The sequence below is a fragment of the Bacillus sp. KH172YL63 genome (assembly GCF_011398925.1).
Lineage (GTDB): Bacteria > Bacillota > Bacilli > Bacillales > Bacillaceae_B > Rossellomorea.
This window is the reverse complement of the sequence record NZ_AP022842.1, coordinates 3,645,153-3,660,498: the sequence shown is the minus strand read 5'-3', so window position 1 is coordinate 3,660,498 and position 15,346 is coordinate 3,645,153. Positions and strand designations below refer to the sequence as shown.

The 15,346-nt window shown below is 42.9% G+C and carries 12 protein-coding genes and 1 pseudogene; 12 read left to right on the top strand and 1 reads right to left on the bottom strand.

The genetic code is table 11. From position 1 onward, the window contains the following. From KH172YL63_RS18770 to aspA, 12 genes and pseudogenes are all read left to right on the top strand, one after another. Positions 1-561, top strand: coding sequence for a YdhK family protein (locus KH172YL63_RS18770; RefSeq protein ID WP_173107523.1), 561 nt, complete (start codon positions 1-3; stop codon positions 559-561). A 151-nt stretch (positions 562-712) separates the two neighbouring features. Beyond that, positions 713-1,174, top strand: a complete 462-nt coding sequence (locus tag KH172YL63_RS18765) for a CopY/TcrY family copper transport repressor (protein ID WP_173107522.1) — start codon at positions 713-715, stop codon at positions 1,172-1,174. A gap of 22 nt (positions 1,175-1,196) precedes the next feature. Beyond that, entirely contained in the window at positions 1,197-1,412 is a 216-nt protein-coding gene (locus KH172YL63_RS18760; protein WP_173107521.1) for a heavy-metal-associated domain-containing protein, read from the top strand. A 14-nt stretch (positions 1,413-1,426) separates the two neighbouring features. Continuing rightward, entirely contained in the window at positions 1,427-3,874 is a 2,448-nt protein-coding gene (locus tag KH172YL63_RS18755; protein WP_173107520.1) for a heavy metal translocating P-type ATPase, read from the top strand. Positions 3,875-3,901: 27 nt separating this feature from the next. After that, positions 3,902-4,012, top strand: a pseudogene (locus KH172YL63_RS18750) (glutaredoxin family protein); the annotation flags it as partial. A gap of 421 nt (positions 4,013-4,433) precedes the next feature. Continuing rightward, positions 4,434-6,869 carry a hypothetical protein gene (locus tag KH172YL63_RS18745; protein ID WP_173107518.1) on the top strand — a complete coding sequence of 812 codons (2,436 nt, stop codon included), beginning with the start codon at positions 4,434-4,436 and terminating at the stop codon, positions 6,867-6,869. A gap of 244 nt (positions 6,870-7,113) precedes the next feature. Next, positions 7,114-8,124 carry a cytochrome aa3 quinol oxidase subunit II gene (gene qoxA, locus KH172YL63_RS18740; RefSeq protein WP_173107517.1) on the top strand — a complete coding sequence of 337 codons (1,011 nt, stop codon included), beginning with the start codon at positions 7,114-7,116 and terminating at the stop codon, positions 8,122-8,124. 16 nt (positions 8,125-8,140) lie between these two features. Next, complete coding sequence (gene qoxB / locus KH172YL63_RS18735) at positions 8,141-10,102, top strand: cytochrome aa3 quinol oxidase subunit I (protein ID WP_173107516.1); 1,962 nt, start codon at positions 8,141-8,143, stop codon at positions 10,100-10,102. A 2-nt stretch (positions 10,103-10,104) separates the two neighbouring features. Then, positions 10,105-10,716, top strand: a complete 612-nt coding sequence (qoxC, locus tag KH172YL63_RS18730; RefSeq protein ID WP_173107515.1) for a cytochrome aa3 quinol oxidase subunit III — start codon at positions 10,105-10,107, stop codon at positions 10,714-10,716. Then, positions 10,716-11,015 carry a cytochrome aa3 quinol oxidase subunit IV gene (qoxD, locus tag KH172YL63_RS18725; RefSeq protein WP_173107514.1) on the top strand — a complete coding sequence of 100 codons (300 nt, stop codon included), beginning with the start codon at positions 10,716-10,718 and terminating at the stop codon, positions 11,013-11,015. The genes qoxC and qoxD overlap by 1 nt, the downstream gene beginning before the upstream one ends. A gap of 394 nt (positions 11,016-11,409) precedes the next feature. Further along, positions 11,410-12,039: a methanogen output domain 1-containing protein gene (locus KH172YL63_RS18720; protein WP_173107513.1), complete on the top strand. Its 630-nt coding sequence runs from the start codon at positions 11,410-11,412 to the stop codon at positions 12,037-12,039. 122 nt (positions 12,040-12,161) lie between these two features. Continuing rightward, complete coding sequence (gene aspA / locus KH172YL63_RS18715; RefSeq protein ID WP_173107512.1) at positions 12,162-13,592, top strand: aspartate ammonia-lyase; 1,431 nt, start codon at positions 12,162-12,164, stop codon at positions 13,590-13,592. Between the two features lie 290 nt (positions 13,593-13,882). On the opposite strand, the gene KH172YL63_RS18710 is transcribed toward aspA, so the two are convergent. Beyond that, positions 13,883-15,247: a DUF2254 domain-containing protein gene (locus KH172YL63_RS18710; RefSeq protein WP_173107511.1), complete on the bottom strand. Its 1,365-nt coding sequence runs from the start codon at positions 15,245-15,247 to the stop codon at positions 13,883-13,885. Between the last annotated feature and the right edge of the window lie 99 nt (positions 15,248-15,346).

Genomic DNA, 15,346 nt, shown 5'->3' with positions numbered 1-15,346 from the left:
ATGATCAAACATAAAGCAATTACACTCCTTTTCATCTCGGGAATCCTGCTCAGTGCCTGCTCCAACGGCAATGGCCATGAGGGCGACATGAGCGGTGATATGGAAGGGATGGAGCACGGTGAAATGAATCATGAAGATACAGGCGCATTGCCGAAAGGATTGAAGGAAGCACCGAACCCCCAGTACCGAGTGGGGAGCAAAGCCATCCTGAAAGCGAGCCATATGGAAGGGATGGAATCTGCGGAAGCGACGATTGCAGGTGCCTATGATACCGTCGTCTACACTGTCTCATACACGCCGACGACAGGCGGAGAAAAGGTGGAAAACCACAAGTGGGTCATCCATGAAGAGCTTCAGGATGTTGGAGATCAACCGGTTAAGCCCGGAGATGAAGTCGTCTTGAACACTGAGCATATGAAAGGGATGAAAGGGGCCAGGGCGACGATCGACTCAGCAGAAAAAATGACCGTCTATATGGTTGACTACACGCCGGTCACCGGAGGAGAGAAGGTCAACCAGCACAAATGGGTTACGGGTACTGAGTTATCGCCGGTGGAATAGAAGGCTTCTTGGAGGGTTTATAGAGACCACCCGGTGGTACAAAATAATAAATGGATTCATCATCCAGTCAAATCAGTTGACCAAAAACGATTACAGATGTAAACTAAATATATCAATCGATTACAATTGTAAACAAAAGGAGGGATTCCCTTTGCCCAATGAAGAAAAACCGGAAATTACCGATTCTGAGTGGGAAGTCATGAGAGTCGTCTGGACCCTTCAAGAGGTGACCAGTAAAGAAATTAGCGCTGTGCTTCAGGCAAAGAAAGACTGGAAGCCGGCGACGACAAAGACCTTCATCGGCCGTCTGGTCAAAAAAGGGATGCTGACGACCGAAAAGATCGGTAACCGGTTCATCTACAGGGCGGGAGTCAGTGAAGAAGAAAGCTTGAAGACGTTAAAATCCGGACTCTTCACTCACATATGCAGCCGGGCAGTCGGCAGGACAATCGCCGATTTGATCGATGAAGCTGTGCTGAGTCATGAAGACATCGCCCTCCTGGAACAAACGCTAGAAACGAAGAAGAAGCATGCTGTCGACTATATCCCGTGCAATTGCGTACCGGGACAGTGCACATGCAAAAAAGAGCACGGAAAGAACTGCGAACATTAAACATGATAAGGAGTGTTTTTCAATGGAAAAAACATTATTGAAAGTATCAGGCATGACATGCGGAAATTGTGTAAAGAAAGTAGAGACGATCTTAAACGGCATGGACGGGGTCGAAAAGGCTAAAGTAGATCTTGAAAACGGGGCTGCCAAGGTAAAGTATGACGGAGCAAAGCAGTCACCGGACAGTTTAAGTGAAGCCGTCAGTGAAGCGGGATACGAAACGAAACCAGCACAATAAAGGTGGTTGGCACGATGACAGTCAAAACATTAAGCATCGAAGGGATGACCTGTGCCTCATGTTCCCAGGCCGTAGAAAAAGCGGTGAAAAAGCAATCGGGTGTTCAACAGGCAAACGTGAACCTCGCTACCGAGAAATTATCTGTTACGTTCGATGAGAAAGAACTCTCCATCGAAGACATTAAGAAAGCCGTCGATGATGCAGGGTATAAAGCCGTCACCGAAATGGTGAAAAAGACGTTCGCTGTGACGGGGATGACCTGTGCATCCTGTGTACAATCGGTTGAAAAGGCAACGAGGAATCTCGACGGGGTAAAGGAATCGACGGTCAATATGGCGACGGAGAAAATGGTCATTGAGTATGATCCGACTGTCGTGACGATTACTGATATTTCCGGGGCGGTCTCAGATGCAGGCTACGAAGCCCATGAGGAAGCAGAAGAGGCGGTGGACGAAGACCGGGACAAAAAAGAGCTGCATATCAAATCTATGTGGAAACGTTTCTGGGTTTCAGCGGTCTTTACCCTGCCCTTGCTCATTGTTTCCATGGGGCATATGTTCGGCATGCCGCTGCCGGAAGCCATTGACCCGATGGTGAACCCGACTGGATTTGCATTGATTCAGCTCGTTCTTACACTCCCAGTGATGGTGATGGGGAAACCATTTTTCACAGTGGGATTCAAGACGCTTACCAAACTTCATCCCAATATGGACTCTCTGGTTGCACTTGGAACCGGGGCTGCGTTCTTCTACAGTTTATTTGCGACGATCATGATCATCTCGGGCAGTGAAGGGTATGCACAGAATCTCTATTATGAATCGGCTGCCGTCATCCTTACCCTCATTACATTAGGCAAGTATTTTGAAGCTTTATCAAAGGGCAAGACATCTGAAGCCATCAAGAAGCTGATGGGCCTCGCACCGAAGACGGCTACTGTCGTAAGAGGCGGGGAAGAAGCAGAAATTGCAGTTGATCAGGGGGAAGTCGGTGACATCATCATCGTCAAGCCAGGGGAGAAAATACCGGTGGACGGTTTGGTGACGGAAGGCAAGACTTCCGTCGATGAAGCCATGCTCACAGGTGAAAGCATCCCTGTAGAGAAAATAAGCGGATCCCAGGTGATCGGGGGAAGTATCAATAAAAACGGCACAATCCGTTATGAGGCGACAAAGGTCGGAAAGGATACGGCATTATCGCAGATCATCAAGCTGGTGGAAGAGGCGCAGGGATCAAAAGCACCGATTGCGAAAATGGCGGATATCATTTCAGGGTATTTCGTGCCCATCGTCATCGTCCTTGCCATCCTGTCAGGGCTCGCCTGGTACATGGGGGGAGAATCCGGTCTCTTTGCCTTTACCATTTCGATTTCGATTCTCGTCATCGCCTGTCCGTGTGCCCTCGGCCTTGCAACTCCGACAGCGATCATGGTCGGTACAGGCAAGGGAGCGGAAAATGGCGTCCTGATCAAAAGCGGAGGTGCCCTCGAAACAACACATAAAATCGACACCGTCGTGTTGGATAAAACGGGTACCATCACAGAAGGAAAACCTGTCGTGACAGATATTGTAACGTCTGAAGGCATAACGGAAGAGGAACTTCTGATCCTTGCGGCATCTGCCGAAAAAGGCTCTGAACATCCCCTCGGCGAAGCGATTGTCAGGGAGGCGGAAGAGAAGGGACTCACCCTGCGGAAAACCGACTTCTTTGATGCCATTACCGGCCAAGGAATCGAAGTGACCGTCGAAGGCGACGATCTGCTCCTTGGAAACCGGAAGCTCATGGATGAAAATGATGTTGATGTCGGGGAGTTCGCAGAAGTGTCGGACCGGTTGGCAGCGGAAGGGAAGACGCCGATGTATATCGCGGTTGAAGAGGAAATCGCCGGCATCATCGCCGTTGCCGATACAGTGAAAGAAACAAGTTACAAAGCGATTGAAAAGCTTCACAGCATGGGGCTTGAAGTCGCGATGATCACTGGGGACAACAAGCGCACCGCTGAAGCGATTGCGAAGGAAGTCGGCATAGACCGGGTGCTCAGTGAAGTCATGCCTGAAGATAAGGCGAATGAAGTCAAGAAGCTTCAAGGAGAGGGACGCAAAGTGGCGATGGTCGGAGACGGAATCAATGATGCCCCTGCCCTTGCACAGGCAGATATCGGGATTGCCATCGGCTCTGGAACGGATGTTGCCATGGAGTCGGCAGACATCGTCCTGATGAGGAGTGACCTCAGAGATGTACCTGCTGCAGTTGAACTGAGTAAAGCGACGATCCGGAATATTAAGCAGAACCTGTTCTGGGCATTTGGCTATAATATCCTCGGTATACCGGTTGCCATGGGCATCCTCTATCTGTTCGGAGGTCCATTGCTGAATCCGATGATTGCAGGGGCGGCGATGAGCTTCAGCTCTGTATCTGTATTGCTGAACGCCCTGCGTTTGAAAGGATTTAAGTCAAGTATGTAGGTCATGATGAAAGGAGCTGGTGGTTTGATGAGCCGTAATTTGGAGTTAGAGCTCTATACCCGCCCGACCTGTTCAGACTGTCAAGCAGCGAAAACGTACTTGAGTGAACAGAAGGTGGATTATATCCTTAAAGATGTAGGTTGTGAGGAAAATAGGTAACAAGAGCCCGTTGCGATTGAATCGTCCCTTAGTTGGTCTTAAAAGAGGGAGCATAATTAGTAGAAAAAATACAAGTGTCCCTACTCCTGTTTGTCTGTAAGTTAAATCATGTAATTAGTGTTAGCAAGGAATAAATGATATTCCTACTTTGAAAGGGTAAAAGTGACAAACGGGTAACATAGGATTGATATCATGTACAATAATTAAGCATTCATAACGATGGACTTCGGAATGAATGCTTTTTGCCTTTTCTCATTAAATTAAATTACCCAATAATTACAGAAACCTATTATTAAATACATTTATAATTTGTTTGGTGATATTGAATAAATATTAATTACATAATAAACAGAATTTCATTATAATAGAAATTAACTATATTGTAAAAAGGTGGTTAAAAATGATGTACCTTTCGACTACTAAGTGTTTTGAATTAGATAAGGTTATAAAAAGCTTTGAAGTAGCATACCGTTCACTGGTTGTAGATAAACTTAAAAAAAAATTTATTAACGAAACAGAATTTTATTCAGGTATCACATTATTACAGTCTCAAATTTCTAAAAGTTCATTAGTACATAGTAATAAGTTTAACCAAAAAATAAAGGAAATAAGACAAAATCAAAAAGATATCTATAATGCCATAGAATATAGTTACAACTGTTATTGTAATAAAGATTATGATATTGATGAAAATCAAAAAGATGTTTTATATTTAGGTCAGATAATTGATTTTACTTTATTTTACTTTTCAACAGACTTTATTATTCTAAGTAAGGAATTTAAGAATATTGAACAATTTGTTTATTACTCAATAAATTACCAGAAGATTAGAAATTCTCTTTCGCATCCAGCATCCTCTAAAGTTACTTACGAAGATGCCAAGGAAATTATAACCTTTATTCGAAAAATGATCGAAAAATTGGATGAGAAATATTTTTGGTTCGTATCTAAAGGCCAAATAGTAGAAAAAATAAATAACCTTCTTTTAGATAACAAAAATAATCCAATAAAAACACACAATCTAAGTGAAATTACATTAGACCATAAAAAGCTATTATTTAGAGATAATGAACTTCAGAGTTTGCGAGACTTAATTGTAGGTCACGAGAGTTACTATAGGAAAGCGGGTTCAGTAGTAGTATATGGATATGGGGGCGTAGGTAAGACAGCACTAATTATTGAATTCTTGAAAGAAATTATAAAAGATACAATTGATAAAAACATAGGCGAACCTTATGATTTTATGTTGTTTTTTACAAGTAAAGAGGAATTATTGAAAATTTCAACAACAACGGGAAATCTTTATATAAGTGATATACGTAAACAGATAAATTCTTTTGAAGAATTAAACCGCAATATTTATAAATACTTGGGTATTAAGAATTGGGAAGAGTCCTTTCAAAAACAATATAATAAAGGTTTAATCATTATTGATAACTTCGAAACTTTCGATGAAGAAGATAAAATTAAAACACTTGACTTTATTAAGAAAAGTCCAAGAAGTGTGCAGTATATAATTACTTCTAGAAATGAAGAGAGATGTGAAGAAAAGCTGTACATTGAGGGTTTTAATGAAAAAAATAATGGAGTGAATTTCATTAATGATTATATTAATGAAAATAACTTATCTTTAAATTTAAGTAATGAGTCAAAACTAGAATTACTACACGGTACTAAGGGAAACACTTTGATATTAGTTTTAGCTCTAGAGAGATTAAACGAAGGTAAAACTTCAATAAATACAATAGTTTCTGAATTAGAGGATGTCTCATCGCAAAATGCAGAGATAATAGCGGACTTTATGTACAAAAACAGCTTTAATCAAACAATAGATGAACTTACAAGTAAGGGATATGAACCTATTAAGATGTTAAGAATAATTTCTTTATACAATGAACCCGTAGACATATTCTCAATAAGTAAGATTTCTAACATAAATATTAAAGACATAGAACACATGTGTAATTATCTATCCACAAAACTAATTCTTAATAAAACCGAAGAGCTATATAGTTTAAATGAGTTTGCTAATAAATTTATATTTATTAAATTTATGCCTAATAGAATAGAATTAATAAATTTAGAAGATAAAATATATAATCATAAAAAAAGTATAAAAAGGAACCTAAGTAATCTGGAAGGGATTAAAGCTAAAAATGCACTATTAAATAAAATTATGGACGATTGGAAACCCAAAAATTATATAGATGAAATTGCTATTTCTGAGGTTTTTAATCTATACGGACAAGCACTAGATTCACTTGGAAGGTACAAAGGAGAGGAATTAAAAGAAAAAGTTAAAGATATGGAATTAAAGTTTAAGGAATTTGAAATAAGAACTTCTCATCCCTATGTGAAATGTCAAAAAGCAAGGATCTTTAAGCTATTTCTAGACAGTGGAGTAGAGACCGAGCATTCTACAAAGGTAGTAAATGATTATTTTGAACAAACAATTTACTCAGTACAATTTAATTATAATTATATTAGAAACACAAAATCCTATGCAGCAATTTTATGGATTTATGGAATTTTTCTAAGTAAAAACCTTCAAGATAAGCCGAATGCCATTAAATATCTTGAAGAATCTAAAAGTATTTTTGAAGCTTTAAATATTTTGGACGCAAATTATTATAAAATGCTTGCAGAATTATGTCGCTGTTATAATAGTATGTTTAAAAAGACAAACAATAATGATTATTTTCAGTCGCTTTTACTCATAGAAGACCAAATAAATCAAAATCCTCAATTCGTAAGAGGATTTAAAATAAGCTTCCTTAAAAGAGATTTAAAAAGGTATATAGGCTACGGCAAAAAAACAGTTATTTCTAAAAGTTAGTTAACACTTTATTTTCACAATAATCAACCTATAAAACGCTCTCAACGTTATGTTCCTATAACTTTGGGAGCTATTTTTTTCTCCAACCTGAAATTCTTTCCAACATTGTTACCGTTCTGTGAATAAAATGCGTCTAAATTTCGAAAATCTGTTTGAAATTGCACTTACTTAGGGTACCTGTTTAAAGAATTTTGATAGTATAGGTCTACGAGTGCAAATTCTACATAAAGGAAGGTGATTTCTTTTGTTTAATAAATTCAAACCTTATTTAATTGTTTTAATAAGTCTGGTTTCTTTATTTTTCATTATTATATTCAGCACGGATAGCGAGTTAATTATCCTGGATCCAAAAGGACCTGTAGGCGTTGTTCAAAAGGATCTGATCATGCTGTCGATTTACTATATGCTTGCGATTATGGTTGTCGTATTAGGTTTCTTTACAATGATTCTATTAAAGTACCGAAGCAGTAAGAAAGATAGTGACTATAAGCCGGATATGCACGGGAGTACATTCCTTGAGATCATCTGGACGCTGATTCCTGTCCTGATCGTCATTGCATTATCAATCCCAAATACAAAGGCACTATATGAATTAAAAGAAGCGCCTGAAGCGACTTCCCATAAGGATCCGATCGTGATCCATGCCACTGCCGTCGATTGGAAATGGATCTTCAGCTACCCTGAAGAAGGAATCGAAACGGTAAATTATGTGAATGTTCCTGAGGATCATCCGATTCTCTTTAAAGTGACGGCTGCTGATTCAATGGCTTCATTATGGGTGCCGCAGCTTGGCGGCCAGATCTATGGTATGCCTGGCATGGTCAATGACCTGTATCTTCAGGCAGATGAACCTGGAACGTATGATGGACGGAACTCCAACTTCACTGGTGAAGGGATGACCCATCAAACGTTCGATTTCGTTGCGCTGACAGAAGATAAGTACGAAAGCTGGGTGACAGATTCACAAACGAACCAGCCGAAGTTAACAGAGCACGTATATGAAAAACTGATGCTCCCCGAGACGGTCGATCGTATGACGTTCTCATCCACCCATCTTGATTTCGTCGACCATGGTACGAATTCAGAATATGCCATGGCGATCCGCCAGAAATATGGTCTTGATACCACGGTAGGCGGTGCAGATAAAGACGCGAAGTCTTCTCATGGGCATATGGATATGGAAGGCCACGGTGAGATGAAAGAATCTGACCATGACGAAATGAAAAAAGATGAAGATAAAAAACATGAGCACTAAGAAAGGAGGACTTTAAATGTTTGATTTTATTAAGGATAATCTTATCCTCAACGATCCGTTGATTTTAGGAGCCAACATTTCGATCGTTTTCACCGTGATCGCAATCGTCTCAGTCCTCACTTATTTCAAAAAATGGAAATGGTTGTGGAATGACTGGATCACAAGCGTTGACCATAAAAAGATCGGGATTATGTATATCCTTGCAGCACTTGTCATGCTCTTCCGCGGAGGAGTTGATGCACTCTTGATGAGGGCCCAATTGACTGTGCCGGATAATTCATTTTTAACTTCTGAGCATTACAATGAAATCTTTACGACCCACGGTACGATCATGATTTTATTCATGGCGATGCCGTTCTTACTTGGATTGATGAACGTTGTCGTACCTTTGCAAATCGGTGCCAGGGACGTTGCATTTCCTTACTTGAATAACCTGAGCTTCTGGGCATTCATGTTCGGGGCAATCCTTTTCAATATTTCCTTCGTATTCGGTGGATCACCGAATGCAGGTTGGACGAACTATGCACCTCTTGCGATTGAGGGAAGTCCTGGACCGGGTATCAACTATTACCTGCTGGGCTTACAGATATCAGGTATCGGTACACTCTTGACCGGGATCAACTTCGTCGTCACCATCATCAAGATGCGCGCGCCGGGCATGACGCTTCTTCGCATGCCGATGTTCACATGGACGACATTGATCACGGCTTTCATCATCGTGTTTGCATTCCCGATTCTAACGGTGACGCTGGCACTGATGACTTTCGACCGCTTATTTGGTTCCCACTTCTTCACATTGACAGACGGTGGTAATCCGATGCTTTGGTCAAACCTGTTCTGGTTATGGGGACACCCGGAAGTATATATCGTCATTCTTCCTGCTTTCGGTATCTTCTCAGAAATCATTGCAACATTTGCTAGAAAAACACTATTTGGATATAAATCTATGATTATCTCACTGGTGGCAATCTCAGGTCTCAGCTTCGTCGTTTGGGTCCATCACTTCTTCACGATGGGTGGAAGCGCGGCAGTCAACAGCGTATTCTCCATTTCGACGATGGCGATCGCGATACCGACCGGGATTAAGATATTCAACTGGCTGGGTACCCTTTATAAAGGGAAGATTGAGTTCACAGTGCCGATGATGTGGTCTGTCGCGTTCATCCCGACATTCCTGATCGGCGGGGTTACAGGGGTTATGCTTGGAATGGCGGCAGCCGATTTCCAATATCACAATAACTACTTCCTGGTTGCTCACTTCCACTATACACTGATTGCCGGTGTCGTATTTGCCTGCTTCGCGGGACTTGCGTACTGGTATCCGAAAATGTTCGGACACAAGATGGATGAACGGATCGGAAGATGGGCTTTCTGGCTCTTTTCGATCGGATTCAACCTATGTTTCTTACCTCAATTCGTATTAGGATTTGCAGGAATGCCAAGACGTGTGTACACGTATGGACCTGAAGACGGCTGGACGGCATTGAATGTGATTTCTTCCGTCGGGGCGTTCGGAATGGGTGTAGGATTCATGGTTCTTGTTTATGGAATCTACTACAGCTACCGTTTTGCAAAAAGAGAAACAACAGGTGATGCATGGGATGGACGTACGCTTGAATGGGCGACAAGTTCAGCGATCCCTCCTCACTACAACTTTGCACATGTGGCTGAAGTGAAAAGCCATGATGCATTCTATGAAATGAAACAAACAGGAAGAAAGATGGTTCCTGATAACTTTGAATATCAACCGATTCACATGCCGAGCAACGCAGGGACACCGTTCATCATGTCTGCGCTCTTCTTCGTAGGAGGATTCGGACTGGTGTTTGAACTGTGGTGGATGGCGATTCTGGCATTAGTCGGTATCTTCGGATGCATGGCACATCGCTCAATGACGTCCCACAAGCAGGATGAAGGATACTACGTAAGTGTAGAAGAAATAGAAAAGAACGAAAATCCGTTTAAGAGGGAGGCGTGAGTATGGCACATAGTACGAATATAGATCCAAACACGCCATTAGAATATCAATCAGATATCGGCCGACTGAATATTTTCGGATTCTGGGTTTTCCTTGGAGCGGAAATCGCATTGTTTGCCACGATCTTCGCAACGTTCTTCGCTTTGAAGGCAGGCACGATGGGCGGTCCGCTTCCAAGTGAAGTATTCGATATGAAGAATACGATCATTATGACGCTCCTGTTATTGATCAGTAGTTTCACATCCGGTTTATCGATCAATGCATTAAGGGCAAGAAACGTCAAATCAATGATGATTTGGCTGATCATCACATTATTATTCGGATTAGGATTCCTTTACATGGAAATCACGGAATTCATCCATCTCGTCCATGAAGGGGCAGCGATGGGGACCAACGCATACTGGTCTTCCTTCTATCTGCTGACAGGGACGCACGGTCTCCACGTATCGGTGGGGATTCTATGGATCATTCTCGTCATGTTCCAGGTGAAAAATCGGGGCTTGAATCCTGATACCGCTAAAAAACTATTTGTATCAAGCTTGTACTGGCACTTCCTGGACTTCGTCTGGATCTTCGTGTTCACAAGCGTGTACTTATTAGGGATGGTGGAATAATGGGACATAACACATCGAATCACAGTGGACTGCCTTGGACTCAGATCATCGGCTTCATCTTGTCGATTGCGTTAACGTTCTTAGCCGTTTGGTTCGGGCTATATACGAATCTATCCTACCAACTGATTGTAGCGATTGTATTCGTACTGGCATTCATCCAGGCTGCAATCCAGCTCTTCATGTTCATGCACGTAACTGAAGGGGAAGGCAAATGGCAAGTAGGTAAAATGCTGTCGGCTGGCTTCATCGCGATTGTCATCGTGGCAGGGTCCGTTTGGGTACTAAGCAGTATGCATTAATCATAAGGAAAAAGGCTGTTGGACATTCCAGCAGCCTTTTTTTATATTCATTTTTTGTTACGCATACCATTGGAGTACCGCTGTATACCGACCGGACCGTAAAGCTTGCTCCGGCAGTTCCATAACTACCTATCTATGAAAGATGGAGGGACGGGCACTTCCATATCGCTGCGCAGCAACGCAAGCGTGATATGATCTTTTAAAAAAGGTTTGGAAAAGATGACAGGACGCCCATCGATTGTTAACCTTATATAGAAGACAGATTGTCCAAAATGGACAGCAGGGGTTTAAGAGATGGTATACTGAAAGAAATCAGCATTAGCCTAAAAGTAGATATAGAATAATATGGAACAGATAGATTACAGTGCATACGTGCAAGGAAAGGGTTGATAAGGTGGAAACGAGGACATCATTAACAGGGACGGTTTTCTTAAGCAAATTGATCACTCAATACGCCTATATCCATCAAAAAACAGTAGGTAAAACCGCAGATGAATATATCCGTCAGCTCGGTCTCCGGACAGGAGAATGGGTTGAGGGTCTATACGGAGATAAAGAAGAGGATTGGTCGGTTGACCGGTATGTTGAGGTCATCGTCGATTTGAAAAATTCAATCGGAGGTCATTTCTATCTTTCAGAGGTGCACCCTGATCATATTGTCGTCAAGTCAACAGCCTGTCCATTTGGGGAGGCGGTACAAGATGCCCCCCACCTTTGCAATATGACATCCAGTGTGTTCGGCGGCATCGCGGCACGGAAATTCGGCTACTCTAAGGTGGTTTTGAGAAAGAGGATCGCACTCGGGGATCCGGGCTGTGAAGTGGCCGTCTATTTCCGAGAAACAGAAGCAGAGGACGGGGATGTTTACGAAGACTTACGCTATACACCTGATCACGGAAATCCTTTTCAATGGGAAGAAGAGACGCTCCGGCTGCTGAATGAGCAGCTGAGAAAAAGCGACGAACTGATCATGAAGCTTGTTGGCGAGCTTGAAGAACTCCGGGCACAGGTGAAAAGAGATTAAGAGATTCAGGGTTTGATTCTATCAGCAGAAGCAGTGGGGAAACGGCAAAATCGTTGCCTGTCATCCCCGGAATTGATAAAATCATCATTTGGAAACAGTAAATCAGAATAGGGAGAATCATCATGATAAATGTTGCAGCAAGATATAGAATCGAAAAAGATTTCCTCGGAGAAAAAGAAGTACCTGAAGATGTCTATTACGGTATCCAGACTTTACGGGCAGTTGAGAACTTTCCGGTAACCGGGTATAAAATCCATAAAGAGATGATCGATGCCCTCGCCACCGTAAAGAAGGCGGCAGCGCTTGCCAACATGGAAACGACGCGCCTTTATGACGGAATTGGTCAAGCGATCGTACAGGCAGCGGATGAAATTCTGGAAGGGAAGCTTCATGAATATTTCATCGTGGATCCGATCCAGGGAGGGGCAGGCACTTCCATCAATATGAACGCCAACGAAGTCATTGCCAACCGGGCCCTCGAAATCATGTCCCATCAAAAAGGGGAATATGGGAAGGTGAGCCCGAACAGCCATGTAAATATGTCCCAGTCTACCAATGACGTATTCCCGACGGTCATCCATATCTCCACGCTAAAGCTGATAGAAAAACTTCTGAACACGATGGAACATATGCACAGCGTCTTGAAACAGAAAGCACAGGAGTTCGACCACGTCATCAAAATGGGCCGGACCCATCTGCAAGACGCGGTGCCGGTCCGACTTGGTCAGGAATTCGAAGCGTACAGCAGGGTTGTGGAACGGGATATAAAACGGATCAGCCGCACACGTGAACATCTTTATGAAGTGAATATGGGGGCGACCGCTGTAGGGACAGGCTTGAACGCAGATCCTTCCTACATCACAAGCGTCGTGAAACATCTTGCAGATATCAGCGGCTTGCCGCTGACAGGGGCTGAGCATCTTGTCGATGCCACCCAGAATACCGATGCGTATACAGAAGTGTCGGCAGCGCTGAAAGTATGCATGATCAATATGTCCAAAATCGCCAATGATCTCCGCCTCATGGCGTCTGGCCCACGTGCCGGATTAGGCGAAATTTCCCTTCCTGCAAGACAGCCAGGATCATCCATCATGCCGGGGAAAGTGAATCCTGTCATGCCTGAATTGATCAATCAGGTGGCGTTCCAGGTCATGGGGAATGATCAGACGATTTCGCTCGCTTCTGAAGCCGGGCAGCTTGAATTGAATGTCATGGAGCCAGTACTCGTATTCAATCTTCTTCAATCGATCAGCATCATGAACAATGCGTTCAGAAGCTTTACCGATCATTGTCTCGCAGGAATCGAAGCGAATGAAGACCGCATGAAGGAATATGTGGAAAACAGCGTGGGCATCATCACAGCAGTCAATCCCCACTTAGGATATGAAGTGGTTTCAAGAATCGCCAGGGAAGCGATCCTGAAAGGGAAATCGGTGAGAGAACTCTGCCTTGATTACGATGTCCTGACGGAAGAAGAGCTTGATTTGATCCTCAATCCGTATGAAATGACAAACCCGGGAATTGCAGGGAAGGCGCTGTTTGATCGTTCTTAAGTGAGTGGACACGATGGCCTATAATATATGAGTTCAAACTAAAAAATCCGAACGCAGTCGATTTTCTACAAAGAATTTCGATTGAACGTTCGGATTTTTTTACTTGAAAAACGGTGCTCCATCTCTTTATACAGACATCCTAATTAAAGTCCTCTTCGTGAAGGGTTATTACTCCCTCCCTTAAATAAGGACGGATTCCACCAAGGGAACCTTCCTTCATAAAAGTAATTTAACACATTCGATGATGGTTGACGATTTCGGGATTTCCTTGTCATATTACTGCCGATTCTTTAATAGAATTTCTTTTCAACCTCTTGATAAGCTTCAAGATGTCTGGTGAGCCGGGCCAGTTTATGGAGTTCTTGAAGGAGGAAGGTTTTATCCAGCTCATAGATGACTTCCCTTTCAATGTGATCGATCGTATTGCAGGCGAATTCCCACAGATCCCTGTGCTTGGACTTTGGGATGGTTTCTGCGATCAACGCCAGTGCCCGGACAATTTCCGTAATAATCAAGTGATTATCTTTCGCATAATGACGGATATAGCCGAACCCCCGATACAGGTAATAGTCGAAAGCTTCTGACTGAAGGATAACCCGGACCCTGTCCTCTTCATCGATCAAATAAGGGGTGAACGATAATTGGTCTTCCACTGTACGCATCAAGTCAGCCATTTGATCGATTGTGTTGGATGCGGTTTTAGGATCGTCATTCCCCAATGCTTTGATTGCGACTTCTGCAAGTTTATGGATCCCCATCTGCAGGTCCTGGATCTCGGTTTCTTTATGGCCGATTTCGATAAATGCAAGATAAGCGTCGGTTGATACCGCCTCTGTATCAGGTCCCCATATGCTCAACAGTTCATTTCCTGCCAAGACGAAATCCCCCACCTTATAATGGAGCTGTATGACAAGATTCTCCTCCTGTGCACGGAGGATCATGCCTTGAAAGTCGACAAGTTGGATATAACCAGACCATTTTGACGTGACGTGGAGGGCATGTTTCTTTTCTTCCTCCATGATGTCTCCACGTTCCGTCGTCCGGTGTGCTTCCAGGTCGTTCTTCAGGGTTTGATGGATCATCACCTCTGATACCTGCTTCATATTGAACGTGATATTGTGAACCTGCATCCAAGTAGAGGCGTGGTTGATGAAAAAGATGAACGTTACGGCACAAAGGAAGGCAAGACCGATCGTCATAACTGGTGCAGCCACGAAGATCTCTTTATCCGAATTTCCAATAAATAAAAAGACCAAGAGGACATATACAAAGCTGCCGTTGAAGATGCCGAGTGCATGCTGGGTTTGTTTATCCGAAATGAAATCAAGCAGCATTCTTGGAGAGAATTGCCCGCTGAACATGGTCAGTACGACGAGCAGTGAATTCAGGGTGAAGGCGCTGAGCGTAAGGACAGCCCCGATGAGCGTACTAACCAGTGTCCGCGTGACGGGGGCATCCATATGAAGAAAGCTCCATGTAAATCTGGAAATCTCCAGGTGGAGGTCGAAAAATAACGTCAGTGCTACAAATAATAGAGAAAGACAAATATAAAAGAAGGGCATATACCAGATATTCAGCCGGATTTCTCTCTTCCGCTGACGTTTTGACATCAGTATATATTTTTTCATAGATAATGGGAGCAGTCTTTTAAGCATGATTGTGATCCTTTCCGGTAATGATATTATGAATCCATTTCCCTCCAAAGAACAGTTAAAACCTTTTGGAGAAAGAAAAATATAGAATCAGGAAGCATC